The sequence below is a fragment of the Mucilaginibacter puniceus genome, assembly GCF_054783175.1.
In genome coordinates this window covers 764,238-789,710 of record NZ_BAAGRB010000002.1, presented here as the reverse complement: position 1 = coordinate 789,710, position 25,473 = coordinate 764,238, and the positions used below count along the sequence as shown (strand labels likewise).

Below are 25,473 nucleotides of genomic sequence, written 5' to 3'. Positions count from 1 at the left end.
GTGGGCGTATGCCGATCAGGCAGCTAATTGTTTGTGTACCGAGTTTAATAATTCATTGATATCAAAAGGTTTTGCTACAAAGTCATTTGGGCCCAGGTCGGCATTGAAAAGACCGGATATGGTATGGCTAGCCGATATCATTATAACAGGGATATTATGGGTTTCGGTTTTGGATTTTATGCTTTTGCAAAGTTCGCGCCCATCCATACTGCCCAGCATAACATCTAATAATATAAGGTCGGGGATGTGTTCATTTATTTTATCAAAAAGGAAATGACCGTCAGAAAGGGTTTCCACTTCGTAACCTGATTCCTCCAGAATATATTTCAGAACTTCTAAAATATCTTTATCATCATCCACCACTAATATCCGTTGCATTTTAAGAATGTATAAATAGTAATTGCTAAATTATATTATCCATGCACAACAACTTTTATACCAGTAATAGCCTATTTAATATTTATAATACGTTTTATACCTAATTGAGAGTGAGAATATATTATTAAGCAGGATATTTATAAAACATCCTGCTTAATAAGTGAGCTTTATTAAATACTATCTGTGGTTAATAACCAAATACCTGCTTCAGATCGGGCTTTACCAGTTCGCCATATTTTTTCAGATCATCATCACTTACTTTTTTCTCAGATGCTATAATGCAGTACGTGTATGGTTTATCTTTTAGCTCCGCGTTATGAAATGCCTTCATGTCGGCATAGTTTAGTTTTTCAATAGCGGTAAAAGTATTTTTGCGCTCATCGTAATCAATGCCACGGCGTTTGGCACTTAAATAGGATAGCAAAATACCATCTTCAGTGATTCGCTCTGTTTCAATTGATTTGCGGATATTATCTCTTGCCGTTGCTATCCCTTTTTCAGAATCAGGCAGATCATTATTCAATAGCTCATTCATGCCCTTTATTGATTCGTTCAATTTATCTGCCTGTGTACCTACATAGGCAACAAACAGGTCACGATCATCCTTTTTAGAGGGCGGCACATATTGCGCGTAGGTAGAGTAGGCCAGTGCTTTTGATTCGCGAATAGTTTGAAAAACTATCGTGTTCATCCCATTGCCAAAATAGTTATTAAAGAGGTCTATTTCCGGTGCTTTAGCAGGGTCGTACATTGATTCGGGCCGTACCCAATATATCTCGGCCTGTACCATATCATAATCAGCAAATAGTACCTTATTGGTGGTTGGAACTATTTTAACAAAGTTTTTTTGTGGGGGATAATCTATAAACGCAGCAGGGGTTTTATGTAATCCTGCAATATTTGCAGCCGCTTGTGCAGCGGTTTGCGGGCCGTAATAAAGTACAACATGTTTATAGCTGTTTAGCTGATGCAATATTTTTACCAGGTCATTAGCTTTTAAGGCGTCTATTTCTTCATCAGTTAAAGTATTATTAAAAGGATTAACCGGGCCATATTGCGCATAACTTACCAATCCCTGTATAATAGCTGTTTTATTCAACTTGGCATTTTCTCTTGACCGTTTTAAGCGTAATTTTAAACTGGCCAACGCCGCTTCATCGGGTTTGCAATTAGCCAGCAAGTCTTCATATAATTTCATGGTAGCATCAAAGTTTTCCTGCAAGCCGGTAAAGCTAACCGTTGTTATTTCGCCGCTTACGCTAATGCCGTATGACGATGCCAGTTTGTAAAATTCCTTACTAAAATCTTCAGCAGTTTTAGTATCTGTGCCTAAAAACTGTAAATATTGGCCCGCTAACGATAATAGTTTATTGTTATAGCTGCCCATATCATACCGATAATACAGTTTGAATATGCTATTCTCTTTATTTTGAACAGCTAATAATTCGTTAGGGCCCGATTTTGCCCTTTGTATATCCTTGTCATAGTCTACCCAAACAGGTTTAATAGCCGTGGCGGGCATAGCATTAACTTTCTTTAAAAATGGCGATTGCGCCGTAGGGTTCACATCAACCGGGGTAATGGTTGGTTTTTCAACCTTAACAATGCTTTTATCCTCGCCCTGGCGCTTATAAACTACCACGTAATTATTATCATTAAAATATTTAACCGCAAAGTTTACAATTTGCGCTTTGGTGATTTTTGAGAGGCTGTTTACCAAAGCCACACGTGTTTGCCAATCAATGCCTGAGGTATAAGCATCCATCAAATTACTGGCACGGGCAAGATAATCCTCATTCTCTTCCAGGATGCTTTTCTTTAAGTTATTTACGATGGATTGTACCAAATCGTCAGAAAAATTACCGCTTCTTAGTTTGGCAATTTCGCCAAGCATTAATTCCTTCACTTCATCTAACGACTGCCCTTTTATAGGATTGCCCTGTAACAACAGCACACTATAATCTTTTAAGGTATATGATTGTGCAACCGCGCTCAACAATTTTTGCTTTTTAACCAAATCCAGGTCAAATAGTCCGGCTTTGCCATTGGTCAACATAGCGCCAATAAGGTCAAGCATACGTGCATCGCTGGTGTTGGCACCCGGGAAACGGAAACCTATGGTTAGATTCTCGGGTGTTGGTCCGTAAACTTCGCGTACTATAGGGCTGGCAATAGGTTTTTCGGCATCGAATTTATAAGGTGGTATGGCTTTTGGCTTCATGTAGTTAAAATGAAGCGCCACCTTTTTGATCATAACATCAGGGTTAAAATCTCCGGCCAAAATTATACCCATATTGTTGGGCACATAATAGTCGTAATAGTACTTGCGTATAGCTTTTAATGACGGATTTTTTAAATGCTCAACCGTACCAATTGTGGTTTGCTTGCCATAATTATTATTAGGGAACAATGCCCCGAATAATGATTCTATTACCTTACGGGGATCATTATCCAGTGTGCGGTTTTTCTCTTCATACACGGCCTCTAACTCCGTATGAAAGATACGCAGTACAGGTTTGCGGAAACGTTCTTCCTGCAAAGTTAAATACTTGTCAACGGCGCTGGCAGGTATATCATCTGTATAAACGGTTTGTTCAAATGAGGTAAAAGCATTGGTGTTTTGGCCACCCATTGATGCCATCATTTTATCATACTCGTTTGCAATGGCAAATTTTGATGCCTGGCCCGACACCTGGTCAATTTGCTTATAAATTTCCTTGCGTTTGGCTTCGTCTTTGGTGGAGTTATATTGTTCGTACAGGTTATCTATCTGGTCAAGCAATGGTTTTTCTTTTTCCCAGTTTAATGATCCGTATTTATCGGTACCCTTAAACATCATGTGCTCCAGGTAATGCGCTAAACCGGTATGATCTGACGGGTCGGTCTTGCTACCCGCTTTAACAGCTACATACGCTTGTATGCGGGGTTGCTTTGGTGTAGGGCTTAATATTACTGTTAAACCGTTTTTTAAAGTATAAAAGCGCGATTTGGTAGGGTCGCCGGTTACATATTTATAAGTGTATCCGCCCGATGTGGCTGTTTTCCACACAAAGTTTTGGGCAAATGATATTTCCGCGGAAGCGAAAAACAAAAAAGCGAGTAATAAGGGTTTAAGTTTCATACGCGTTGTAATTTGAACTATAAATATATCTAAAAGCTGTTAAACAAAAAAGCCCCAATGAAATCATCGGAGCCGTATGTTTTGTGCTGGTTATTTTAATAATCTTCTGAGCTTCTTTTACTGTTATTCCTGTCACGGAAACCGCCCCCGCCACCTCTTTTATCATTATCGCGATAGCTGCCACCGGCTTTTTTATCACTATTGCGAAAATTACCGCCATTGCCTCCATTTCCACCACGATAACTGCCATCACTGTTACCTCCGCTGTTTCCGCCACGGTAACCACCACCGCCGCTATTTCCTCCACGATACCCCCCGTATCCGCTACCACCTGATGGGCGTTCGGTGCGTTCTTTTTCTTTTGCTTCGCTTACGGCTATGGCTTTGTCTAAAATTTGTGTTTCATTTAAACCGCTAATGGCGGCTAAGGCTTCTTCAGCATTGGGCATTTCCACAAAAGCATAGCATTTGCTTCTGCCGGTTTCGCGGTCCATAATTACATTTGCAGCGCTTACTTCGCCATAAGGGGCAAATAATTCGGTTACATCGGCCTCCTTAAATTGATAAGGCAGCTTGGCAATAAAAATTTTCATTGGTAAAATGTTGTTGGTTAATCAATATATATATTAAAATTAAAGGAGTATAAGCCAAAATGATTTAACCGCCTTAAACTGCTTGAAATTAAATATTTATAAATTAATATCCAATTGAAATAATCGGAAAGGCTAATATATCAACAATATTACGGGGACTATTGCTTAATTAAATGGTTTACTTTCTCAACCAGTTCATTTAAATCAAAAGGTTTATTGATGATGGCATCGCAGCCGTAAGCAAAAAGATCGGCCTGGTGGTTAATATAAGCCGAGAAAATAATAACAGGGGTGTTGCAAAATTGCGGGTGGGCCTTAATTTGCCTGCACAATTCGCCGCCATTAATGCCGGCTACACGATAATCCAATATAACCAGGTCAGGGGTAAAACTTTCAACCATACCCATAACTTCGGTACCATCGCCGGTACTTTTTACATCAAACTGCTCATACGCGAGCGTTTCATGCACTATTTCCAATATATCCTGGTTGTCGTCTAAAATTAATATACGCTTTGACATAGAAAGTTTTTTAGAAACGTCGAAAAAGCGATTAAATTACAATTGGTGGTATGCTATTTAATAAGGTATAAGCTAAAACTATAATCTTTTCGAAGTTGCTATCCATCAAATATACATTTATTTTAATAAAAAAAATACTTGCATAACTTATTATTAATTAAGCAATTACTATTTTTTTAGGTATAAAATAAAGGCGTAAAAAAAGCCATAAACAATGCATTTATGGCTTTAAATAGGGTTTATTTCATTAAGGTTTTTTATAAACATAAGCATTAGGATAATGCCCATGTTTTTTAAAGTAAGCTGCGCGATAGGCCGCACGGCGTTTCTTCTCTTTAGCTTTACGACTTTCGTTACCAATAATGTAACCACCGCCTGCGCCAACGGCCCCGCCTATTAAGGCCCCGCCAACATTTTTACCAATAATACCACCCGCTACGGCACCGGCCGCCCCGCCTATGATAGCTCCTTTACCTTGATCGCTTATCTCTTTTTTCTCTTGTGCTTGTGCAAAATTACCGGCCGATAGCAATAGGCCCATTGTAATGCCGGTATATAAAATTATCTTTTTCATAGGTATCTGTCTTTAATTATTTGTAGGTATAATAGCAAATAGTAAGCCAAGGCAATTTGCAGTTGTGTAAAGTAAAATATTAGTTATTGATGTTTAAAAAGCGTAGGCTATTGTAGGCGATATGTTAATAAAATTACATTAAATAAATAGGCGGTTACGGCCAAAAAACGATCTTTGCGCACTTATTTGGTACTGTCCTATTATTTATGACTAAGCAGCGATATTTTTTTACGGTTTTAATATTAGGTTCGCTCACCGCGCTGGGGCCATTTTCTATTGATATGTATTTACCGGGCTTTCCGGCTATTGCAAAATCATTAAATACTACAACGGCACAGGTTTCATTATCGTTATCCAGCTTTTTTATTGGTATATCGATAGGGCAATTATTATATGGCCCGTTACTGGATAGGTTTGGCCGTAAAAAGCCATTGTATGCAGGGCTGGTTTTGTATATACTGGCTTCTATAGGCTGTTTTTTGGCTACAGATATACAAACGCTGATATGGGTAAGATTTATACAGGCAATAGGCAGTTGTGCGGCGGGTGTAGCTTCAATGACTATGGTACGCGATATCTTCCCCTTAAAGGATAACGCCAAAATATTTGCCCTGCTGATTTTGATATTAGGCGCATCGCCCATGATAGCACCAACCATTGGCGGATATGTTACCGAGTTTTGGAACTGGCATTTGATATTTATTGTACTGGGAGGAATGGCTGTTTTGATACTGTTATCTGTTATTTTTTTCCTGCCCGAGAGTTACAAAGCCGACCCAACATATTCTTTAAAACCGGGACCGATCATCAATAGTTTTTTAACGGTGATCAAAAACCCGCAGTTTTATACTTATACGTTTACCGGGGCTTTTGCTTTTGCAGGGTTGTTTGTTTACGTAGCCGGATCGCCGCTGGTGTTTATGGAAGTTTTTAAAGTAAGCGGTAAAACTTACGGCTGGATATTTGCCGGGTTATCTATTGGTTTTGTAGGATCAAGCCAGGTAAATAATATCCTGCTTAAAAAATACAAAAGCGAGCAGATCATCTTTTGCTCGTTAATTATACAATCCATTACCGCTACCACTTTTTTAATAGGCAGTATTTATGGTTGGTTTGGTTTGGGGGGCACCATATTTATGATATTTATTTTGCTATGCTGCATTGGCATAGCAAATCCAAATGCCTCGGCATTATCACTGGCACCGTTTGAAAAAAATGCGGGTACAGCTTCCTCTTTATTAGGCGCTTTGCAATTGGGTTTAGGTGCAGTAGTATCTTTCGCGGTAAGTATTTTTGATAGCAGGAGCGCGATACCTATGGCCGGGATTATGGCCGTTTCGGCATGTATAGCATTTACTGTTTTGTTAATAGGCCGAAGGTTGATCAAACAACCAATTAGTGGTGGTAGCGCTGTAGTTGCGAGTCACTAATTATTCTTTAACTGCCGTAACTCTTGAACCTTCTTTACCCAAAGTTTCAAAAACTATTTCCTTACCGGTAAATTGGGTTACATGAAACGGAAACTCATTAGTTCGTCCGTCGGCTAAAACCTGTTTGTAACGGATGTTTTTACCGTCAATAGTAAATGTTCCGTGAGATAATATTTTACCGCCCCAGTAAATAGTTAACTCATTATTTTTTGTGAACTCAATGGATGGCTTATCCATTTGTAATTTCCACTCGGGCTCGGCAGATGGGGGATTGGCACCCGGGCTTTCCAGTTTGGTATAGTTCCATTTGCCGTAAAGGTTATCGGAGTTTATGGATGGTCCGCACGATGTGAACAGGGTGATGGTTAGTAACCACAGCAATGTATATCTTAATATAATTAGCATGCCCTAATTTAAACAAAATGGAATGCTACCAGTGCAATATTTTGTTTACAAGTTATGTTTCAACCCTTTTTGGGTACGCGTTTCAGCATCTTTCACCTCATCCTTTTCACTTAAAGGTATATCAGTTTTTATTTTATCTGAAGAGGTTGAGGAGGTTTTTTTTGTTGCATTGCCTTTTTGCGATTCCTTATTTTTCGTTTTCATATCCCTTGCTGTTTTGATTCTGATTAAGTAACCTTTGGTGTTATAAAAAGTTTGTTAAAAAGCGGATAGTTTTTAAATGAAAGAATGGATAAATAATTTGCTTTTTAGGTAATTGTGTTGTAAATTGTATATAGTTGATACAATTGCAAAAAGGAGGATATCATGAAAAAACAATTAACCGTTAACCAGGCCGCTGCCGCAGGCGAGGTAAAGGCTGATACACCAGGTGCAAATCGGGCTGCAAATCGTAAAGTTGTAAATAGCCGCAAACCTGCTGATCATTTACATGGCCGGGTTAACAGGCATGCTTTTGGTGCTAACCACGAGCCGGGTTTATTTCATTAAATAAACCTAAAAATCTTCAATAAAATTGGCTCCAAAAAAAGGGGAGGGGATAATTACGGTTTAAGCTATTGCTGTTGCTGCTGTAATTTTTGGGCCTTTTTAATACTGTCCTGTTTGGCTTTCTCTCTTTTCTTAAAAAATCCGCGTAGCAAGAAATTGCTTTGTGCCGCCTCCAGGTCATCATTTAACTTAACAGAGCTTTGCTGCAAATAATTCATGGTGCTTTGTAACTGTGCTGCGCCTTTTGGGTCGTTTAATAAAACACCAATAGGGTTGTCGGTGCGGTTTAGCTTATCGCTGGCTTTGCTTAAATTATTGGTTATAGTAGCCGCGTTGGTAGCAGATTCTTGTAGTTGTGTAACCGTAGCTTTAAAACGGTTAAAGGTAACTGTATCTGTCAACAGGTTATCAGCCAAACCGCCTTTTGTATTCATTTTTTTGCTGAACACATCCAGTTGGGTAGCCATGCGTGCCGCGCTGGCGGTGGTAGCTTCTAAATTGCGCATAGCGTTGCGTAACTGTATAGCCATTAAACTATCGGCCATTAAAGTACCAACAGTGCCCTTGCCTTGCAATATTTTGCGGCTCAATAATTTAAAATCGCCGGTGATGGATAGCAGGTTTTGATTGTTTTGCTGCAAGGTTTTCATCATATCATCGGTTGATGTCAACTTCTCGGCTTGCAGCACATCACCGTCCTGTATAATTGGTGCTTGCGGGCTGCCGCCATCAATTACTATGATTTTATTACCTATTAACCCGTCAGAACTGATGCGGGCGTTAGCATTACGGTGTATGTATTGCTGAGTAGTTTGGTCAACACTCATAAACACCTCAACCTGGCCCGGCCCAATAAACCTGATACTACTTATAGTACCCACCTTTACACCCGAGAACCAAACGTTGTTGCCCTTTTTTAACCCGGCAACATCATCAAATACCGAACTCAAGCGAATGCTTTTTACAAATGTTTTTTGCTGGCCGCCCAAAGTAAGTACCCCAACAACAAATAGAATAAGGCCCAGGGCTAAAAATATCCCTACCATTACTCCGCGTTTATTATCTGCTTTATCCATTATAAATTAATGTCGTAAATCTATTGTATAAAATTGTAATCAAAAAATGGTTTAACCCGCTCATCATTAGTGTCAAAAACTTCATCAAAAGTACCTGTGCGCTGAAACTGCCCATCCAACAACATGGATATCCTATCGCCAACCATTTTAGCACAGGTTAAATCGTGCGTAATAATGATGGATGATGTTTTAAACCGTTCTTGTACCTCGTTTATCAATTCATTGATCTCGATACATGTTATTGGGTCAAGACCGGCTGTAGGCTCGTCATACAACATGATCTCCGGATTCAATATCAGCGTACGCGCAATACCTATACGCTTACGTTGCCCGCCCGAAAGTTCTGATGGCATTTGGTTAATGGTTTGCGATAAACCAACTGCATCTAAAACCGTTTCAACCGAATTGTTAATTTCACCGCGTGTTAAGTTTTTACGGTTACGCACCAGCGGAAACTCCAGGTTTTTACGTACCGTCATACTATCATACAACGCGCTGTTCTGAAACGAAAACCCAATGCGTATACGCAGTGCCTGCAATTCTTTTTCAGATATGGCCGCTATTTCATGCCCCAGCACTTCTACTGTGCCCGCATCCGGTTGTAATAGGCCCGATATGATCTTGATCAAAACCGATTTACCCGTACCTGACCGGCCCAAAACTACCAGGTTCTCGCCCTGATAAAGATCCAGGTCAATACCGCGCAATACTGAAAAATCTTCAAAAGCTTTTTTTAGCCCCCTTATTTTTATAACAGCGTTGTTTGGGTCGATATGTGGTTGTGTTTTTTTCATTATCTAAACCAGCCGGCTATTTGCACAATTAACACTTCTTCCACAAAAACCAAAAACATGGCAGTTACTACCGCGCCGTTGGCCGCTTTACCCACACCCTCAGTACCCTTAGTTGAATAATAACCCTGGTAGCACCCAACAATACCTATAGTAAAACCAAATACCATTGATTTTACCAATGATGACCAAAAATCGACAAAGGTAAGTGGGTCAAAAACCTGCTGCATAAAGGTGGTATAACTCGTACCTTCGTTAGTAGCTACATTTAAATAGCCACCCAAAATGGCAATAAAGCCGGTGTAGGTCGCTAAAATTGGTATGGCAATAGTGGTAGCCAACACACGGGTTACTACCAAAAATTTAAACGGATTGGTACCCGATACCTCCATAGCATCTATTTGCTCGGTTACGCGCATTGAACCCAACTCGGCACCAATACTTGACCCAACTTTGCCTGCTGCAATTAACGCGGTAACCAACGGAGCCAACGCACGCATAATTGCTATTGATACCAGCGAGGGCAGCCATGAAGTAGCGCCAAACTCGGATAACGACGGGCGCGATTGCTTGGTGAAAATTACACCCACAATAAATCCGGTTACCGATATCAAGGTAAATGAACGTACGCCAACTTCGTAACATTGACGCATAATTTCTTTAAACTCAAAAGGGGGTACAAACGCCTCTTTGAAAAAGCGCAATATGAACAGGTGGATATCATACAGGCTGGCAAAAAACTTTAACAAGCTTTTTTTTAAGCGGGCCCACCTTGTAGGTATTGGTTTACTGGTGCTGTTTGTTGTATCCATTTATCAGCGACAAATGTATTATTTATACCAGTAAATGCCCATTAATATCTATAAAAACTTACTAATCGGTCTTAATATGACTTTGAATTTATATTGGCCAATCTCAAATTATTAAAACCATTCATGCCTGCATTCCTTTATACTTTGAAAGGATTTTATATGAACCCATATCAACAAAAATGGTTGGAAATGCTGCAAAAGGCAAACCTAAAAGGATGGACAGTTAAAGCGGTAGAAGATGATATTTATATCGATATGCCGCATGTAACCGACCTGAAATTAATTAAAGATAATATACCTGCTACGCTGGGGGCAATGTCGTTAGATATTACGGTGCCCAAAAGCCGTGTGCGATTTATTTTTCATAATGGTTATGAAACTTTTGACTACATCCTTAACCCGGATAGCAGTGATTTGAATGAGCAGTAGAAGTTAAACAAATACATAATTGGTCAATCAACCTAAACTTTAGCTTCTAAAAAATGTTGTTACTTTTGAAGCTTCAAAAATAGTTTGATTTGGACAAAGAGATTATACACCAATTTATAGCCAACGCCTTAAAAGAAGATGTAGGCGACGGCGACCACACTTCGTTAGCCACCATACCTGAGGGTACCTTGGGCAAAGCCAAGCTTTTAGTGAAAGACTATGGTATACTGGCCGGTGTTGAACTGGGCGTAGAAATATTTAATACCATTGACCCCGGATTGCGTGTAAATGTACTTTTGCGAGACGGCGCCGAAGTTAAGCCCAAAGACATTGTACTGGAGGTGGAAGGTAGGGTACACAGCATTTTAAAAGCCGAGCGGTTGGTACTGAATTGTATGCAACGAATGTCAGGCATTGCCACAAATACCAATGAGATCGTTGATCTGCTTAAAGGAACTAATACCCAGGTATTGGACACCCGGAAAACTACCCCGGGAATGCGCTATTTAGAAAAATGGGCGGTACGTATAGGTGGAGGTGTAAACCACCGCTTTGGTTTGTATGATATGATACTGATCAAAGATAACCATGTGGATTATTCGGGAGGGATAAGACAGGCCATTGAAAATACACACGAGTACATCAAAACACTAAATAAAAAATTAGCCATCGAAATTGAGGTGCGTAACTTTGACGAATTGGAAGAAGTATTGCAAACCGGTGGCGTGGACCGCATATTACTGGACAACTTTAATTTTGCCGACCTTAAACAGGCGGTAAATATGATCGAGGGTCGCTATATTACCGAAGCATCGGGCGGTATAACCGTTGAAAATGCACGTGAGTACGCCAATTGCGGTGTTGATTATATTTCTATTGGTGCATTAACCCATTCGGTTAAGTGTTTGGATCTGAGCTTAAAGGCAGTTAAGCTATAATTAAAGTTTGTAACCATTTTATTTAAAAAATGATTAAACTTGTTTGTACGGGTATCAAATTAGTATTATTGCGTTAAGTATGATAACTATCTACTCGGTTTCTGCTCTTATTGCCGCTTACTTGTTTGGCTCTATCCCCACCGCAGTATGGATAGGTCAGGCATTTTTTAATATAGATGTTCGGGAATATGGCAGCGGCAATGCCGGTGCTACCAATACATTTAGGGTATTAGGCAAAAAGGCCGGTATTCCCGTAATGCTGCTGGACATTTTAAAAGGATGGACAGCCACCAATTTAGCTTATTTTATAGGTATCAGTACAACGGGGGCTTACAACTCAAGTAGTTATACTAACTACGCTTTGGCATTAGGTATAGCCGCGGTTATGGGCCACTTGTTTCCGGTGTTTGCCGGATTTAGGGGGGGGAAAGGTATAGCTACTTTATTGGGTATGATACTGGCCATCCACTTACAGGCTGCATTGCTTTGTGTAGTGGTTTTTATTTTAGTGCTATTGATAACCAGATATGTATCGCTAAGTTCAATAATGGCAGGCTTTACGTACACTATTGGCGTATCCTTTATCTTCCCGAGTAATAAATCAGTTGTTATTTATGGGATGTGTATGTTTTTATTGATACTGGTTACCCACCAAAAAAATATCGAACGCCTGCTTAAGGGCAAAGAATCCAAGGTAAACTTCCTCAAAAAGAAAACATCCGCATAGCTTTTTAAACTTTATATCGGTTAATGTGTTAAGGTTATAATTACTCATTAACATACATACCTTTTATACTATGAAAACGTTAAAACCCTTATTAATACTGTTGATGGTTTCGGTCATTTATGCCTGCTCAACAGTACCCTTAACAGGACGCAAGCAATTGAGCCTGGTAAGTGATGCCGAGCTTAACCAAGCTGCGGCGGCAAGTTATTCTCAATTATTATCAAGCCCGCAAACCAAAGTAGTAACCGGTACTACCGAGGCCCAGCATGTTAAAAACGTAGGTGCCCAGTTGGCAACCGTTATTGAGCGTTACCTGCAACAAAATGGATATGCCAACCAATATGATTTTAAATGGGAGTTTAACCTGATACAAAGTGCCGAACTTAACGCATGGTGTATGCCGGGCGGTAAAGTTGCTATTTACAGTGGTATATTACCCGTTACGCAAACTGATGCAGGTTTAGCTACGGTAATGGGGCACGAGATCGCGCACGCCATAGCCCGCCACGCTGCCGAGCGTATGTCGCAGGAATTGGCGGCACAAGCCGGAGGTAGTGTGATAGGTGCTGCTGCAGGGAATAAATCGGCTGCTACCCAGCAAATACTTGGAACGCTATATGGCATTGGCGGACAGTTAGCCATGCTGCATTATTCACGAGGACAGGAGTTAGAAGCCGATAGATTAGGATTGATGTTTATGGCCATGGCCGGTTATAACCCTAACGAAGCCATAGGATTTTGGCAACGAATGGCCGCGCAAAATAAAAATGGCGCACCACCTGAGTTTTTAAGCACCCACCCTGCGGATGCCACCCGTATAGCAGCTATACAAAATGCTATACCCGAGGCCATGAAATACTATAAAAAATAAGAAGTTTAAAACTTAGTGATCTTTGTGCATTCTTGGTGTTCTTTGTGGTAAGGTTACCGCAGAGGGCACTAAGAATCCACAGAGAACGCAATCATATCTTCACTGGTAGTAACCCAATACTTCCATAATGGCTTTTGCCTTTAAAAGGCATTCCTCATACTCCTTTTCAGCATCGGCGTGATAGGTAATGGCGCTGCCTACGTGGAAGGATAAGTATTTTTCTGACTGGTTGTATAGTAATGTTCTTATCACCACGTTAAAATCAAAATCATCATCGGGGCTAAAATACCCGATAGCGCCTGAGTAAACCCCTCGTTTGCTATGTTCGTATTGCTCCATTAATTGCATAGAACTAATTTTAGGGGCCCCCGTCATGCTGCCCATCGGGAAGGTGTTTTTAATGGCTTGTACGGGCGAAATATCCTCCTGTAGCTCGCATACTATGGTTGATACCATTTGATGTACCTGGCTAAAGCTATGGATGCCAAAAAGCTCCTCAGTTTTAACGGTTCCTTGTTTGGCTGATCGGGTAAGGTCGTTACGCACCAGGTCAACTATCATTACGTTTTCCTGCAATTCTTTGGCATGGTTACGTAATTCTTGTTTTATTACCTCATCTTCAGCTTCTGTAGCACCACGTTTGGCTGTGCCTTTAATTGGCTGAGATATCAACTTATCGCCACGTTTGGCTAAAAACCGCTCGGGCGATGCACATAAAATATACTTATCTTCCCATTTAAAAAATGTGCCGAATGGGTTTGGCGATATCTCATTTAAATGCAAAAAAACTTCAACCGGGTTAATGGTCGCGTTAGCAAAAAACTCCTGGCAAAAATTGGTTACATAAATATCGCCGCGGGTTATATGCTCTTTAATTTTATTGACAATGGATATATATTCGTCCCTGCTTAAACGCGATTGCAAGGTAATATGATTTGCTTCGCTTGCAGATAAGTTTTGCTGTTCAATGGTATTAAATATGTCATCTGCATGATCAGCTATAACTTCCACTTCATTGCCGTTTATCAATATCAAATATTCAGGTGCAAAAAAGCAAAGGTCGGGAAAATGCAGATGATCAGGATTGATAGACGAGAGCTTCTCGATCTCATTCTTCAGATCATAGCTAAAAAAACCTGTTAACCAACCCGGGTTGTTAGCCTTAAACTGTGCCAACGCATCAAAAGCTGTATTTGCATTAGCAACAATACTATCCTTTACTCCTGCGGCTATAAGGGTATCAAATTTGGAGTAAGGATCATTGAAATTGTTGGAATCGAGATAACAAACCGCATTGAATGAAGCCGCCCATATTAAGGCTTTTTGTTTGAATATAAGCGGATCGGCAACCTGTTTAATCACTTGGTAAAAATAACAAATTATTTATGCCTCATTGTGCGCGTAGCGTGGCAATATTACTCATAAAAAAAGCAACCTCTTTTGACTTTTCAGCTTCGAGATTGCTTCGTTCCTCGCAATGACGGTTTTGTTTTTAGTGCATCACTAAGGTTTGCTTTCTATCCGGGCCAACTGATAGCCATTTAATTGGCACACCCAGTTCCTGCTCTAAATAATCGATATATGACTGTAGTTTTTCAGGTATCTCATTTAATTTGGTAATCCCTGTAATATCTTCTGCCCAGCCGTCAATTTCTTTTAAAACCGGCACAGCATCTACCGAGCAAATATCATAAGGCATATAATCAATTTTTTCGCCCATGTAGTTGTAATGGGTACAAGCATATATTTTATCAAACCCGCTTAATACATCAGCTTTGGTCATTACCATTTGGGTAACGCCATTAAGCATTATAGCGTATTTTAAGGCCGGCAGATCGATCCATCCGGTACGGCGGGGCCTTCCTGTCGTCGCGCCAAATTCGTGGCCTATACGGCGTAATTCTTCGCCTGTTTCGTCCTCTAATTCGGTAGGGAAGGGGCCGCCACCAACGCGTGTACAGTATGCTTTAAAAATGCCTATTACGTCGCCAATTTGACGTGGAGCAATACCTAAACCTGTGCAGGCACCTGCAGCAGTAGTGTTTGATGAAGTAACAAAAGGGTACGAGCCAAAATCAATATCAAGCATAGCACCTTGTGCGCCTTCGGCCAAAACCTTTTTACCTTGTTTAATATAACCGTTAACCAAATGTTCAGAGTCAACCAATTCAAATTTTTTGATCAGCTCAATAGCTTCAAAAAATGCTTGTTCGCGCTCGCTAAAATCTGCTACTTCGCCGTATAATGATTGCAGCATAGAAGTATGCTTATCAACCAGTTTTTGGTAACGCTCTTTAAAATCAGGCAGGGTAATATCACCAATACGTAAACCGTTACGCCCGGTTTTATCCATATAAGTTGGGCCAATACCTTTTAAGGTCGATCCAATTTTACCGTCGCCCATGCGTTTTTCAGATGCGGCATCCAGTAATTGGTGGGTAGGTAATATTAAATGCGCTTTTTTAGCTATCACCAAATTCTTTTTGGCTAACAGGTCATGCCCGGCATCTTTTAATTTATCAATTTCTCTTTTTAGAGTAATAGGGTCAATTACCACACCGTTACCAATAAGGTTAAGTGTGTTTGGAAAAAATATACCCGAAGGGATGGTATTCAATACAAATTTTTTCCCGTCAAACTCCAAAGTGTGGCCGGCATTCGGGCCTCCCTGGAACCGGGCTATCAGGTCATAACCTGCGCTTAGTACATCAACAATTTTTCCTTTACCTTCATCGCCCCACTGGAGGCCTAATAATACGTCAACAGCCATTATAAATTCAAGTCTTTGATCAAGTGCGCAAAGTTATATTTTTCTATCGCAATACCCTTCTCTTAATTTTGCACAATTGCCATAAAGATTCAACGAGTGGTGTTTGATCTCAAATTTCAGCAGGTCGCCCATCATGCTTTGTATTTGTTGTATGCGTGGGTCGCAAAACTCAACTACTTTACCGCAATCAATACAAATAATATGGTCATGCTGCTTATAGCCGTATGATTTTTCAAACTGGGCCATGTTTTTACCAAACTGGTGCTTGGTAACCAGGTCGCATGATACTAACAATTCAAGTGTGTTATATACCGTAGCACGGCTAACCCGGTATTTTTTATTTTTCATGTGGATATATAACGATTCCACATCAAAATGGTCATTCCTTGAGTAAATTTCTTCCAATATCGCGAAGCGCTCAGGCGTTTTCCTAAGGGATTTATTTTCCAGGTAAGCTTCAAATATTTTTTTTACCAATCCTATGGTGTCCTGTTGAGGCATAATGTATTATTAATATTCAAAGTTATGTATTTAAGTTGATTTGTTGAATAGTTTATTGGGTTGATCGAGTTATATCAACTACGCACTTATCAACTATTTACTACTCACCAACTCAAGACGCTTTTTCAATATCAGAATCAAACCGGTTAACCGCGGTAACGCCTTTTACCATCTTTAATTTTTTGATCAGGTTGTCCAGGTGTTCTGTATCGTTCACATACACCATTATTGACCCCTCAAAAATACCGTTATCGCTATCCACAGTAATGGAGCGCATGTTTACTTTAAAATCGTTGGATATTACCGTGGTTATCTGGTTTATTAATCCAACATCATCAATACCGGTTATACGTATACCGGTTAAAAATGCCAGTTCCTGTTGGTTGGTCCACCGTGCTTTTACTATACGGTAGCCATAATTGGCCATCAATTTAGCAGCATTAGGGCAGTTGGTGCGGTGTATTTTAATGCCATCGCTCACGGTTACAAACCCAAAAACATCATCGCCGGGGATAGGGTTGCAGCAGTTAGCCAGTTTATAGTCAATCTTCTGCATATCCTCGCCAATAAGCAGCATGTCGCTGTCTTTAGCTTTGATATTGCGTAGCAGGCTTTGTACCTGTTCCTGCTCAATTTTATCCTGGGGCTTATTTTCAATTACTTTTTCTGATGCCTGGTACTCTTTCAGGTCCTTCATGTCTATTAAGCCCTTGGCCACATTGAAAAACAGCTCCTGAGTTGATGCCAGCTTAAAGTAATAGCTTAACTTGAGTAAATTTTCGGAGTTGTAAGTGATCTTTAACGATTTCATCTTACGCTCTAAAATTTCCTTCCCGTCTTCGGCTATCTTACGCCTCTCTTCTTTTAAGGCCGATTTTATTTTGGCCTTGGCTTTGGCAGTAACCACAAAGCTCAACCAATCCTCTTTAGGTACCTGCTTGCTCGAGGTGATGATCTCTACCTGGTCGCCGTTTTGCAGTTTATAGCTTAGCGGAACCAGCTTATGATTCACCTTGGCACCAATACAGCTTGCACCTACGTCGGTATGTATCTCAAAAGCAAAATCAAGCGCGGTAGCATTTAGCGGTAATTGTATAAGCGCGCCTTTTGGTGTAAAAATGAATATCTCATCGCTAAACAAGTTCATTTTAAAATCATCCAAAAATTCCAGCGCGTTAGCATCAGGATTTTTTAGCATGTCGCGCACTTTTTGTACCCATTGGTCCAAACCGCTGTCGGTTGATGATTCTTTATATTTCCAATGCGCGGCAAAGCCTTTTTCGGCTATCTCGTTCATGCGTGTGGTACGTATTTGTACCTCTACCCACTGCCCCCGTGGCCCCATTACGGTGGTGTGTAATGATTCGTAACCGTTGGCCTTTGGCGATGATATCCAATCGCGCAACCTGTCTGGGTTAGGGCGATACAGGTCTGTAACTATCGAGTACGCTTTCCAGCAATCTGCTTTTTCATTTTCAGGCGCGCTATCTAAAATTACCCTGATGGCAAAAAGATCATATACCTCTTCAAAAGGGATAGATTTTTTCTTCATCTTGTTCCAGATAGAGTGTATTGATTTTGGCCTTCCAAAAATATCTGCTTCCAGATCCTGTGCATGCAAAGCTTTTTTTACCGGCTCGCCAAAGTCGCGAATAAATTTTTCACGTTCGGTTTTTTTCTCGTTTAGCTTATTTTTTATGAACTGGTAAGTTTCCCGCTCCATGTATTTCATGGACAGGTCCTCCAACTCAGATTTTATAGCATATAAACCCAAACGGTGCGCTAATGGTGCGTACAAGTAAACAGTTTCTGACGATAGTTTGAGCTGCTTATCGCGCGGCATAAACTCCATGGTACGCATATTGTGCAACCTGTCTGCCAGCTTTATCAATATTACCCTTACATCATCGGCCAGGGTAAGCAGCATTTTTCTAAAATTTTCGGCCTGTAGCGAACTATTGGTATCAAACACGCCCGATATTTTGGTTAGCCCATCAATAATTTTAGCTACTTTTTTACCAAACTCGTTTTCAATGTCCTCAAGCGTAACATCGGTATCTTCTACCACATCGTGTAATAAAGCACACACAATTGAGGTTGTACCTAAGCCTATTTCTTCGGCAGCAATTTGGGCTACAGCAATGGGATGGTATATATAAGGCTCGCCAGATTTACGGCGCATGTCTTTATGGCTTTCCAATGCCATGTCAAATGCCTTGCGTATCATGCGTTTATCACCTTTTTGCAGGGTTGATTTACTTGCACGTAACAAAGCCCGATACCTTTTTAATATTTCGTTCTTTTCTTCTTCCAGATCTATCACTAAACTTTTCATGTATTAAGTAGTACCGTGTATAATATCATTAACTTGCAATAAAGTTTTAAATTGCAGGTTATTATAAAAAGCAACAAAAAATTGCGTTAATTTTGCAATAAGTAAAATTATGAAATTTATTGGTTTAATGTTATTGTATTGTTGTTGTACTTTGGGAACGCTTAGGGCCCAAACAGAACCTCCTGAACTTACAATTGGCAAAAATGATACCATAAAAACCTATATAGCTGTTGTTGATGGTGTTAAGATACCATGGATAATTACCGAAGATGTTAATATATACGATACCCGTATTTTTAGAAGCCAGGCCGACAGGCAAGCCTATAACCGTTTAAGGTATAATGTGAAAAAGGTAATTCCTTATGCCAAATTTGCAGGTAACAGATACCGCCAATTAGAGCGCGACCTGGCATTAACCGCTGATAAGAAAAAGCAAAAGCAATTAGTAAAAGCATGTGAAAAAGAAATAAAAGACATGTTTAATAAGGATGTGAAGAATTTAACCATCAGCCAGGGAGAAGTATTGATCAAGTTAATTGATCGTGAAACGCATAATACCACCTATACCCTGGTTAAAGAGCTTAAAGGTGGGTTTACAGCATTTGCTTTGCAAACCATCGCCCGCATTGCCGGGCACGATTTGAAAGAAACTTACGACAGGGATGAACAGCGCGATATTGAATATATTCTTCAAAAGGAAGGCTATGATTCTTATAATAACTAATAATGATCGATAATAATATCTACCGTTTTATTGTTCAAAAATTAAACGGCGACGAAATAAGCCTATCAGCCTATACCAATAAGGTGCTATTAATAGTCAATACCGCTTCGCAATGTGGTTTTACACCGCAGTTTAACGAACTGGTGGCATTAAAAAATGAATTTGCAGGCAGTGATTTTGAGATACTGGCATTCCCTTCAAATGACTTTGGCGGCCAGGAGCCGTTGGAGGGAAATGCAATAGCCCAATTTTGCGAAAATTTTGGTGCCAACTTTCCCATATTTGATAAGATAAGAGTTAGGGGGCCTTATGCCGATTCCCTGTACCAGTTTTTTGCAGATAAAAAGCAAAATGGTGTACTCTCATCAGTACCCAGGTGGAACTTTCATAAATTTTTGATCAGCAGATCTGGTATAGTAACTGATTTTTTTTATCCGTTTACTAAGCCCATGTCTTCAAAAATCAGGAAAAAGATAACACGTTTACTAGCCGCCGATAAATAATCATCATGCTTAAATTAGATATTTTAGTTCTGTCCGTTCATCCCGATGATGCCGAATTAGGGTGTGCCGGTACTATTTTAAAACATATTGCCTTAGGTAAAAAAGTAGGTATTGTTGATTTAACACGTGGCGAATTAGGTACACGTGGCTCTGCCGAAATACGTGATAAAGAAGCCGCTGCATCCGCAAAAATATTGGGGCTGTCCGCGCGCGAAAATTTAGGCCTGCCTGATGGCTTTTTTCAAAATGATAAAGAGCACCAGTTAAAAGTTATTGCGGCTATACGCAAGTATCAGCCTCAAATTATAATTACCAATGCCTACCACGACCGCCACCCTGATCATGGCCGCGCCAGCGATTTGGTTGAAGCCTCGGCCTTTTTATCCGGACTGCGCAAAATTGAAACATCAGTTAACGGCGAGGTACAACAACCATGGCGCCCCGAGTTATTATTGCATTTTATACAGGACGAATATATAAAACCTGATATTTTAATAGATGTAACAGACTATTGGGATAAAAAGATAGAGAGTATACAGGCTTTTGGATCACAGTTTTTTAATCCTAATTGGGAGAATGAACCACAAACCTATATTTCATCGCCTGAGTTTATACAGGTAATTGAAGCGCGCGCCCGTGAATTTGGCAAAGTAATACATGTAAAATATGCCGAGGGATTTACCTCCCGCAAAATTTTGGGTGTAGATAATTTGTTTAGCTTGTTATAAAGCTTTTACGTATTCAAAACGGTTATTACCGTTATTTCTTTCCCTGCGCAATTTGCTTTCTTTGGTCAGTTTTAATAAAATTCCTGATAATTCAGATGTTTTAAAATCCGAATCAAAATTATCTTTGCAATAATCTGCTATGGATGAGATCGATTGCGGTACATTAAAAAAATCAGTAGACAATAATTGGTTTAAAACTTTGGTTGCACCGGGCTTTTTACGCTCCAAAATAGGTTGACTATTTCTATAAGCGGAAGATTTGCTTGTTCTTACGTTGAATAATTCAGCATCGCCTTCCCCAATTTCTGTTTCAGACATAGCATCAAACAGTTTATCAATAATTTTTACCTGAACTGCTTCAGATTTAAATGAATTAACAACTTCCGAGATCTCTATTAGCTGCTTTTTTAATTTTTCAATTTGTTTACTCATGGTAACAACCGCGATGTTATTATACGGCAAGGTAGCCTGTGATAAAAAGGTGCGTTTAGATTAATTAGGGGGAGAAACGCTTAAACATACGAATATTGTATGTATACTTTAAAATTGATAATAAATTCCCAATAGTTGTAGCAACATTATTACAATTTCGATAAAATAAAAAGCAGCAATTTTAAGTGTTGATTAAAAAAGCATGGAATAACAACAATTATTACCTAAGGGTATAATTGCTAAAACTTATCCTTCATACCCAATAATCCCCAAATACCACCGCTATGAATGGCTAAAATGCGGCTCCCGGGTTTAAAATATTGTTTAGCCGCCAAATTGTATACGGCATATAACATTTTACCTGTATAAACCGGTTCTATTAATATCCCGGTGGTGGCTATGAAATTTTTGATAAAGGTAATTAGCTCGGGTGTAGTTTTGCCATAACCCCCAAAGTGGTAATCGGTATGTAATTGATAAGCGGCGGGGGTTACTAAAAGAGTATTAATTTCGTCTTTAATAAAACCACCATTTTTTAGCACGGGTACGGCGTTAAATACGGCAGGGTAGTTATGTTTGTGTATACCGTTAATTATGCCCGCAGCCGTTGTTCCTGTACCGCAGGCGCAAAATATATGATCATACTGTTGGGTTAACTCAGTTACCAATTCACTGCAGCCTTTAGCTCCTTCAGCTGATGCTCCGCCTTCATCAATAAAAAAGGCTGCTGCGTCGTCACCAAAGTGTTTTTTAAACAGAGCCTGGTTATCCCGATAGCTGTCACGATCAACAAAAATTAAATTCATGCCATGTAACCGGCATAAAAAAAGGGTGTCGTTTTCTACTTCTTCACCTCGCACAATCCCTGTAGCTTTAAAGCCAAATTTTGCCGCGGCTGCGGCAGTTGCCAATAAATGATTGGAGTAAGCACCGCCAAAGGTTATTAGGTGGCTTTTATTTGCGGCTTGTGCTTTTTTAAGGATGTATTTTAATTTGCGCCATTTATTGCCTGATATAATGGGGTGTATCAGGTCATCGCGCTTAATAAAAACAGTTAAGCCCTGCTCGTCAAATAATTTGTCGTTAATTTGATGAACAGGGCTTAAAAAATCTAATTCAATATCCATTAAGCTATTAGAAGCCTAAACCAATACCCGCGTTAGCAGATTTGTACTCGGCAAAGCTATATGAACCGTATATTTTCAGGAAGAACAAACTCATTTGGAAACCAACATCAGCACGCATACCGTTAGTTTGGGCAGCAGGGCCGCTTATGTTGATAGGGTTAGCAGTAGTAGTGTATATAGGACGACCGGTATTGTCTACACCTGTAACAAATGGGTAGTTTCCTTTTAAGCCTACATCAGTTTTGCTGGTTAAGTAACCCAAAGAAACAAATGGTGTAAAGAAGGCTAACTTTTTAGAAAGGATTACTTGTGCGTTCCAGCCGCTAAAATTACCTTCTAAAGCTTGTGTGCTATAATCTGTGTTACCGCTTACACCGCCGTTATTTGTTTCTGGTCTAACTTCTAATGGTTTTTTATAAGTTAAACGGGTATAACCTACAGCAAGGGCTAAATCAAATGGTACAATTTTTTCTGCTTTACCAAAGTATTGCGAAATGCTATGTTTTACACCCAAACCAAACATACCTACCGAACCCACATCATCAGTAATTTTGGTAGTTGGTATTAAACGTAAAGTAACATCAGTGTTTTTAATAAGGCCCACAGTCAACTGTATTTGTGGTGCAGGTACATATTGGGTAACACCTCCAGGTAATGTAGTACTATATTTTTTTAAAGGGTTGTTTGGATCTGATGGGTCAGAAATTACGATACCAGTTTTAAGGTTTTCGTCGCCACCAAAGGTTGGTGCAATTGGTGAGCCGGTAGGTTTAATGTATTGTAATCCTAATGAATTAAGGTTGTATGATTTATCCTTGTCGGCTATCATACTAACAGTAGCACTTACCCTGATGTTAAATTTTAGTGGGCCTAAGGTTCTTGCGGTATTGGTCCAGCCACCGTTTAAGCTATTGCCAAAGCCTTTAAATAAGGGGGCAGTGTAAGCATTTAATAATTTGTTTACATCGGCAGCGTTACCTGTAAATAAATCATTAATACCATCATCCTGCGCATTTGCCTTGAATGTCGCAGCAGATAAAATTACTAAAGTAATTAGGAAGTAAAGTTTTTTCATGTTTTGTGTTTAAGATTGAATGATAAAAATAGTACATATTAATCATATTTCAATATTATGCTATAATTACTGCAATATTATCAACGTTTTAGCCTGTAAAAACCATTACTTTTGCGTTGATGACCCATGATGCCGAACTTTTAGAATCTGACGAACAGGACCTGTATGAGCACTTACGTGTAGTGGTTGACAAAGGTCAATCATTACTGCGTATAGATAAGTTTTTAATGCACCGGGTTGAAAATGCTTCGCGTAACCGCATCCAAAACGCTATTGAACTGGGTAATGTGTTGGTTAATGAAAAGGTAATTAAAGCGAGCTATAAAGTAAAACCTTTGGATGTAATATCCGTTGTGTTACCCCATCCGCCACGCGATACAGAAGTATATCCCGAAAACTTACCCATTGATATTGTTTACGAGGATGATGATGTGCTGGTGGTAAATAAAGCGGCAGGTATGGTGGTGCATCCGGGTTATAATAATTATACGGGTACCCTGGTTAACGCGCTGGTATACCATTTTCGGCAATTGCCTACTTTACCCGGTAATGATGGCCGCCCTGGTTTGGTCCATCGTATTGATAAGGATACTTCGGGCTTATTATTGATCAGTAAAAACGAACGCTCCATGACCTGGCTGGCCAGGCAATTTTTTGAGCACACTATTCAACGTAAATACATAGCCCTGGTTTGGGGCGATCTGGAGCAGGATGGAACCGTTACGGGTTATATTGGCCGCAGCGTGAACGACAGGCGGGTGATGGCTATTTATGATGACCCTGAAAAGGGAAAATGGTCTGTAACCCACTATAAAGTTTTAGAGCGGTTAAATTATGTAACCCTAATTGAGTGCCAGCTTGAAACCGGCCGCACACATCAAATACGCGCGCACATGAAACATATTGGCCATCCGCTTTTTAGCGATGCTACTTATGGTGGCGATAAAATTTTAAAAGGCACGGTATTTAGCAAGTACAAGCAGTTTATTGAAAACTGTTTTGAAATTATGCCCCGCCAGGCGCTGCATGCGCAATCGCTGGGATTTTTGCACCCTACGCTCAAAAAAAATATTTTATTTGAAGCGCCTTTACCACAAGATTTTGCAGACGTTTTACAAAAATGGCGCAAATATATTGGTGCAAGTGCAACCCAAAATGATGAACTTAGCGTTTAAGTAAAATGGCATTAAATCTCATCAACTTTAACGGGCAAATAGTTCCTGCTGATAGTAAATTACTAACGGTAGCTAACCGCGCATTTAAGTATGGCGATGGTTTGTTTGAAAGTATGCGCCTGTTTAAAGGCAAGCTGATGTTTGCCGATTTACATGCCGATAGGTTACAGCGGGGTATGAAGGCCCTAAAGATTGATAGCTACTCGCAAATGGATGTTTACTTTTTACGGGATATGGCCGAGCAGTTGGCCCTGCGAAATAAAGCTAAACACGGGCGTTTACGGTTAACCGTTTACCGCGATGCGGCGGGTTTTTATGCGCCAACTACTAATGCTATGGGTTACTACTTAGAGATAGTACCAACCGATGAGCCCCGCTATTTTTTAAATGAGAAAGGCCTGATAGTTGATATTTATACCGAGGTGCCCAAGCCTTGTAATTTCCTGTCGAACATAAAAACCTGTAACTCGCTAACCTATGTAATGGCGGGTTTATATAAAACGCAAAATAATTTAGACGAAGTTTTTTTGCTGAACCAAAATGGCTTTTTATGCGAGGCCAGCAGTGCCAATGTTTTTGTTTACTATCAAAGCCATTTATACACGCCGGCACTAAGCGAAGGCTGTGTAGAAGGTGTAATGCGCCAGGTGGTTATTGACCTGGCTAAAAAAATAAATATCCCGGTTATTGAAGCCCAGATCAACCCTGATATATTATACGAAGCTGATGAGGTATTTATAACCAACGCCAGCCGGGGTATACAATGCGTTATGGGCTTCGGTGTGCGGCGTTACTTCAACAAAATAAGTAAGGTTTTGATGGAGGAGTTGAATAAGATTTAATTTTCTTGTCATCTTAAATTGTTTGTATATCTTTGGTATATAACCA

Annotated in this window: 28 protein-coding genes; 11 read left to right on the top strand and 17 right to left on the bottom strand. The window is 39.9% G+C overall.

The window, feature by feature from the left end; translation table 11 throughout:
- Positions 1-15 precede the first annotated feature (15 nt).
- The 5 genes from ACYVJ6_RS10450 to ACYVJ6_RS10430 all read right to left on the bottom strand — a co-directional run bounded on the left by ACYVJ6_RS10450 (position 16) and on the right by ACYVJ6_RS10430 (position 5,187).
- Positions 16-378, bottom strand: a complete 363-nt coding sequence (locus ACYVJ6_RS10450) for a response regulator transcription factor (protein WP_460694006.1) — start codon at positions 376-378, stop codon at positions 16-18.
- Between the two features lie 187 nt (positions 379-565).
- Positions 566-3,499: a M16 family metallopeptidase gene (locus ACYVJ6_RS10445; protein ID WP_460694005.1), complete on the bottom strand. Its 2,934-nt coding sequence runs from the start codon at positions 3,497-3,499 to the stop codon at positions 566-568.
- Positions 3,500-3,594: 95 nt separating this feature from the next.
- Positions 3,595-4,092: an RNA recognition motif domain-containing protein gene (locus ACYVJ6_RS10440; RefSeq protein WP_460694004.1), complete on the bottom strand. Its 498-nt coding sequence runs from the start codon at positions 4,090-4,092 to the stop codon at positions 3,595-3,597.
- Positions 4,093-4,250: 158 nt separating this feature from the next.
- Complete coding sequence (locus ACYVJ6_RS10435) at positions 4,251-4,613, bottom strand: response regulator transcription factor (RefSeq protein WP_460694003.1); 363 nt, start codon at positions 4,611-4,613, stop codon at positions 4,251-4,253.
- Positions 4,614-4,860: 247 nt separating this feature from the next.
- Entirely contained in the window at positions 4,861-5,187 is a 327-nt protein-coding gene (locus ACYVJ6_RS10430) for a hypothetical protein (RefSeq protein ID WP_460694002.1), read from the bottom strand.
- 206 nt (positions 5,188-5,393) lie between these two features.
- Between ACYVJ6_RS10430 and ACYVJ6_RS10425 the strand changes: the two genes are divergently transcribed.
- Complete coding sequence (locus tag ACYVJ6_RS10425) at positions 5,394-6,617, top strand: multidrug effflux MFS transporter (protein WP_460694001.1); 1,224 nt, start codon at positions 5,394-5,396, stop codon at positions 6,615-6,617.
- Here ACYVJ6_RS10425 and ACYVJ6_RS10420 read toward each other — a convergent pair whose 3' ends face one another.
- Both ACYVJ6_RS10420 and ACYVJ6_RS10415 read right to left on the bottom strand, forming a co-directional pair.
- On the bottom strand, positions 6,618-6,998 hold the full coding sequence (locus ACYVJ6_RS10420; RefSeq protein WP_460694000.1) for a hypothetical protein: 381 nt from the start codon (positions 6,996-6,998) through the stop codon (positions 6,618-6,620). It lies immediately after the preceding gene.
- A gap of 69 nt (positions 6,999-7,067) precedes the next feature.
- On the bottom strand, positions 7,068-7,226 hold the full coding sequence (locus ACYVJ6_RS10415; protein WP_460693999.1) for a hypothetical protein: 159 nt from the start codon (positions 7,224-7,226) through the stop codon (positions 7,068-7,070).
- 162 nt (positions 7,227-7,388) lie between these two features.
- Between ACYVJ6_RS10415 and ACYVJ6_RS10410 the strand changes: the two genes are divergently transcribed.
- The gene (locus ACYVJ6_RS10410; RefSeq protein WP_460693998.1) at positions 7,389-7,571 is read left to right on the top strand and encodes a hypothetical protein; all 183 of its coding nucleotides are present in this window, start codon (positions 7,389-7,391) and stop codon (positions 7,569-7,571) included.
- Positions 7,572-7,636: 65 nt separating this feature from the next.
- Here the strand turns inward: ACYVJ6_RS10410 and ACYVJ6_RS10405 are convergent, their stop codons facing one another.
- From ACYVJ6_RS10405 to ACYVJ6_RS10395, 3 genes are read right to left on the bottom strand one after another with little or no spacing between them, the layout of a single operon-like run.
- Positions 7,637-8,647: an MlaD family protein gene (locus ACYVJ6_RS10405; protein WP_460693997.1), complete on the bottom strand. Its 1,011-nt coding sequence runs from the start codon at positions 8,645-8,647 to the stop codon at positions 7,637-7,639.
- A gap of 20 nt (positions 8,648-8,667) precedes the next feature.
- Positions 8,668-9,441, bottom strand: coding sequence for an ABC transporter ATP-binding protein (locus ACYVJ6_RS10400; RefSeq protein ID WP_460693996.1), 774 nt, complete (start codon positions 9,439-9,441; stop codon positions 8,668-8,670).
- Complete coding sequence (locus tag ACYVJ6_RS10395) at positions 9,441-10,250, bottom strand: MlaE family ABC transporter permease (RefSeq protein ID WP_460693995.1); 810 nt, start codon at positions 10,248-10,250, stop codon at positions 9,441-9,443. The genes ACYVJ6_RS10400 and ACYVJ6_RS10395 overlap by 1 nt, the downstream gene beginning before the upstream one ends.
- Before the next feature lie 123 nt (positions 10,251-10,373).
- Between ACYVJ6_RS10395 and ACYVJ6_RS10390 the strand changes: the two genes are divergently transcribed.
- From ACYVJ6_RS10390 to ACYVJ6_RS10375, 4 genes are all read left to right on the top strand, one after another.
- A complete protein-coding gene (locus ACYVJ6_RS10390) occupies positions 10,374-10,679 on the top strand; it encodes a hypothetical protein (RefSeq protein WP_460693994.1) in 306 nt (101 codons plus the stop codon).
- 89 nt (positions 10,680-10,768) lie between these two features.
- Positions 10,769-11,617 carry a carboxylating nicotinate-nucleotide diphosphorylase gene (gene nadC, locus ACYVJ6_RS10385; RefSeq protein WP_460693993.1) on the top strand — a complete coding sequence of 283 codons (849 nt, stop codon included), beginning with the start codon at positions 10,769-10,771 and terminating at the stop codon, positions 11,615-11,617.
- A gap of 79 nt (positions 11,618-11,696) precedes the next feature.
- Positions 11,697-12,344, top strand: a complete 648-nt coding sequence (gene plsY, locus ACYVJ6_RS10380; RefSeq protein ID WP_460693992.1) for a glycerol-3-phosphate 1-O-acyltransferase PlsY — start codon at positions 11,697-11,699, stop codon at positions 12,342-12,344.
- A 70-nt stretch (positions 12,345-12,414) separates the two neighbouring features.
- On the top strand, positions 12,415-13,215 hold the full coding sequence (locus ACYVJ6_RS10375; protein WP_460693991.1) for a M48 family metallopeptidase: 801 nt from the start codon (positions 12,415-12,417) through the stop codon (positions 13,213-13,215).
- A gap of 99 nt (positions 13,216-13,314) precedes the next feature.
- On the opposite strand, the gene ACYVJ6_RS10370 is transcribed toward ACYVJ6_RS10375, so the two are convergent.
- From ACYVJ6_RS10370 to ACYVJ6_RS10355, 4 genes are all read right to left on the bottom strand, one after another.
- Complete coding sequence (locus ACYVJ6_RS10370; RefSeq protein ID WP_460693990.1) at positions 13,315-14,577, bottom strand: anthranilate synthase component I family protein; 1,263 nt, start codon at positions 14,575-14,577, stop codon at positions 13,315-13,317.
- Positions 14,578-14,707: 130 nt separating this feature from the next.
- Positions 14,708-15,985 carry an adenylosuccinate synthase gene (locus ACYVJ6_RS10365; RefSeq protein ID WP_460693989.1) on the bottom strand — a complete coding sequence of 426 codons (1,278 nt, stop codon included), beginning with the start codon at positions 15,983-15,985 and terminating at the stop codon, positions 14,708-14,710.
- 33 nt (positions 15,986-16,018) lie between these two features.
- Positions 16,019-16,486, bottom strand: a complete 468-nt coding sequence (locus tag ACYVJ6_RS10360; RefSeq protein ID WP_460693988.1) for a Fur family transcriptional regulator — start codon at positions 16,484-16,486, stop codon at positions 16,019-16,021.
- A gap of 112 nt (positions 16,487-16,598) precedes the next feature.
- Positions 16,599-18,821 carry a RelA/SpoT family protein gene (locus ACYVJ6_RS10355; protein ID WP_460693987.1) on the bottom strand — a complete coding sequence of 741 codons (2,223 nt, stop codon included), beginning with the start codon at positions 18,819-18,821 and terminating at the stop codon, positions 16,599-16,601.
- A 151-nt stretch (positions 18,822-18,972) separates the two neighbouring features.
- Between ACYVJ6_RS10355 and ACYVJ6_RS10350 the strand changes: the two genes are divergently transcribed.
- The 3 genes from ACYVJ6_RS10350 to bshB1 are packed head-to-tail and all read left to right on the top strand — an operon-like array spanning position 18,973 to position 20,776.
- On the top strand, positions 18,973-19,545 hold the full coding sequence (locus ACYVJ6_RS10350; protein ID WP_460693986.1) for a DUF4294 domain-containing protein: 573 nt from the start codon (positions 18,973-18,975) through the stop codon (positions 19,543-19,545).
- Between the two features lie 2 nt (positions 19,546-19,547).
- Positions 19,548-20,048 (top strand): glutathione peroxidase, encoded by a 501-nt coding sequence (locus tag ACYVJ6_RS10345; RefSeq protein WP_460693985.1) that lies wholly within the window; start codon positions 19,548-19,550, stop codon positions 20,046-20,048.
- Positions 20,049-20,053: 5 nt separating this feature from the next.
- The gene (gene bshB1, locus ACYVJ6_RS10340) at positions 20,054-20,776 is read left to right on the top strand and encodes a bacillithiol biosynthesis deacetylase BshB1 (RefSeq protein ID WP_460693984.1); all 723 of its coding nucleotides are present in this window, start codon (positions 20,054-20,056) and stop codon (positions 20,774-20,776) included.
- Here bshB1 and ACYVJ6_RS10335 read toward each other — a convergent pair.
- The 3 genes from ACYVJ6_RS10335 to ACYVJ6_RS10325 all read right to left on the bottom strand — a co-directional run bounded on the left by ACYVJ6_RS10335 (position 20,771) and on the right by ACYVJ6_RS10325 (position 23,410).
- Positions 20,771-21,208 (bottom strand): hypothetical protein, encoded by a 438-nt coding sequence (locus ACYVJ6_RS10335; RefSeq protein WP_460693983.1) that lies wholly within the window; start codon positions 21,206-21,208, stop codon positions 20,771-20,773. The two genes, bshB1 and ACYVJ6_RS10335, sit on opposite strands and share 6 nt — an antisense overlap.
- Positions 21,209-21,447: 239 nt before the next feature.
- Positions 21,448-22,335 (bottom strand): 1-aminocyclopropane-1-carboxylate deaminase/D-cysteine desulfhydrase, encoded by an 888-nt coding sequence (locus ACYVJ6_RS10330; RefSeq protein ID WP_460693982.1) that lies wholly within the window; start codon positions 22,333-22,335, stop codon positions 21,448-21,450.
- A 7-nt stretch (positions 22,336-22,342) separates the two neighbouring features.
- On the bottom strand, positions 22,343-23,410 hold the full coding sequence (locus ACYVJ6_RS10325) for a DUF6588 family protein (RefSeq protein ID WP_460693981.1): 1,068 nt from the start codon (positions 23,408-23,410) through the stop codon (positions 22,343-22,345).
- A gap of 119 nt (positions 23,411-23,529) precedes the next feature.
- Here ACYVJ6_RS10325 and ACYVJ6_RS10320 point away from each other — a divergent pair, with 119 nt between their 5' ends.
- A complete protein-coding gene (locus tag ACYVJ6_RS10320; protein ID WP_460693980.1) occupies positions 23,530-24,585 on the top strand; it encodes an RluA family pseudouridine synthase in 1,056 nt (351 codons plus the stop codon).
- 5 nt (positions 24,586-24,590) lie between these two features.
- Positions 24,591-25,427 carry an aminotransferase class IV gene (locus ACYVJ6_RS10315; RefSeq protein WP_460693979.1) on the top strand — a complete coding sequence of 279 codons (837 nt, stop codon included), beginning with the start codon at positions 24,591-24,593 and terminating at the stop codon, positions 25,425-25,427.
- Positions 25,428-25,473 lie beyond the last annotated feature (46 nt).

What these genes read in the sequence shown, in the direction of transcription:
- ACYVJ6_RS10415 (WP_460693999.1), bottom strand. Translation starts at nt 7,226, where the DNA reads ATGAAAACGAAAAATAAGGAATCGCAAAAAGGCAATGCAACAAAAAAA.
- ACYVJ6_RS10440 (WP_460694004.1), bottom strand. Translation starts at nt 4,092, where the DNA reads ATGAAAATTTTTATTGCCAAGCTGCCTTATCAATTTAAGGAGGCCGAT.
- ACYVJ6_RS10450 (WP_460694006.1), bottom strand. Translation starts at nt 378, where the DNA reads ATGCAACGGATATTAGTGGTGGATGATGATAAAGATATTTTAGAAGTT.
- ACYVJ6_RS10355 (WP_460693987.1), bottom strand. Translation starts at nt 18,821, where the DNA reads ATGAAAAGTTTAGTGATAGATCTGGAAGAAGAAAAGAACGAAATATTA.
- ACYVJ6_RS10330 (WP_460693982.1), bottom strand. Translation starts at nt 22,335, where the DNA reads ATGGATATTGAATTAGATTTTTTAAGCCCTGTTCATCAAATTAACGAC.
- ACYVJ6_RS10425 (WP_460694001.1), top strand. Translation starts at nt 5,394, where the DNA reads ATGACTAAGCAGCGATATTTTTTTACGGTTTTAATATTAGGTTCGCTC.
- plsY (WP_460693992.1), top strand. Translation starts at nt 11,697, where the DNA reads ATGATAACTATCTACTCGGTTTCTGCTCTTATTGCCGCTTACTTGTTT.
- ACYVJ6_RS10400 (WP_460693996.1), bottom strand. Translation starts at nt 9,441, where the DNA reads ATGAAAAAAACACAACCACATATCGACCCAAACAACGCTGTTATAAAA.
- ACYVJ6_RS10360 (WP_460693988.1), bottom strand. Translation starts at nt 16,486, where the DNA reads ATGCCTCAACAGGACACCATAGGATTGGTAAAAAAAATATTTGAAGCT.
- bshB1 (WP_460693984.1), top strand. Translation starts at nt 20,054, where the DNA reads ATGCTTAAATTAGATATTTTAGTTCTGTCCGTTCATCCCGATGATGCC.
- ACYVJ6_RS10395 (WP_460693995.1), bottom strand. Translation starts at nt 10,250, where the DNA reads ATGGATACAACAAACAGCACCAGTAAACCAATACCTACAAGGTGGGCC.
- ACYVJ6_RS10325 (WP_460693981.1), bottom strand. Translation starts at nt 23,410, where the DNA reads ATGAAAAAACTTTACTTCCTAATTACTTTAGTAATTTTATCTGCTGCG.
- ACYVJ6_RS10335 (WP_460693983.1), bottom strand. Translation starts at nt 21,208, where the DNA reads ATGAGTAAACAAATTGAAAAATTAAAAAAGCAGCTAATAGAGATCTCG.
- ACYVJ6_RS10405 (WP_460693997.1), bottom strand. Translation starts at nt 8,647, where the DNA reads ATGGATAAAGCAGATAATAAACGCGGAGTAATGGTAGGGATATTTTTA.
- ACYVJ6_RS10410 (WP_460693998.1), top strand. Translation starts at nt 7,389, where the DNA reads ATGAAAAAACAATTAACCGTTAACCAGGCCGCTGCCGCAGGCGAGGTA.
- ACYVJ6_RS10390 (WP_460693994.1), top strand. Translation starts at nt 10,374, where the DNA reads ATGCCTGCATTCCTTTATACTTTGAAAGGATTTTATATGAACCCATAT.
- ACYVJ6_RS10375 (WP_460693991.1), top strand. Translation starts at nt 12,415, where the DNA reads ATGAAAACGTTAAAACCCTTATTAATACTGTTGATGGTTTCGGTCATT.
- ACYVJ6_RS10320 (WP_460693980.1), top strand. Translation starts at nt 23,530, where the DNA reads ATGACCCATGATGCCGAACTTTTAGAATCTGACGAACAGGACCTGTAT.
- ACYVJ6_RS10445 (WP_460694005.1), bottom strand. Translation starts at nt 3,499, where the DNA reads ATGAAACTTAAACCCTTATTACTCGCTTTTTTGTTTTTCGCTTCCGCG.
- ACYVJ6_RS10435 (WP_460694003.1), bottom strand. Translation starts at nt 4,613, where the DNA reads ATGTCAAAGCGTATATTAATTTTAGACGACAACCAGGATATATTGGAA.
- ACYVJ6_RS10345 (WP_460693985.1), top strand. Translation starts at nt 19,548, where the DNA reads ATGATCGATAATAATATCTACCGTTTTATTGTTCAAAAATTAAACGGC.
- ACYVJ6_RS10315 (WP_460693979.1), top strand. Translation starts at nt 24,591, where the DNA reads ATGGCATTAAATCTCATCAACTTTAACGGGCAAATAGTTCCTGCTGAT.
- ACYVJ6_RS10365 (WP_460693989.1), bottom strand. Translation starts at nt 15,985, where the DNA reads ATGGCTGTTGACGTATTATTAGGCCTCCAGTGGGGCGATGAAGGTAAA.
- ACYVJ6_RS10430 (WP_460694002.1), bottom strand. Translation starts at nt 5,187, where the DNA reads ATGAAAAAGATAATTTTATATACCGGCATTACAATGGGCCTATTGCTA.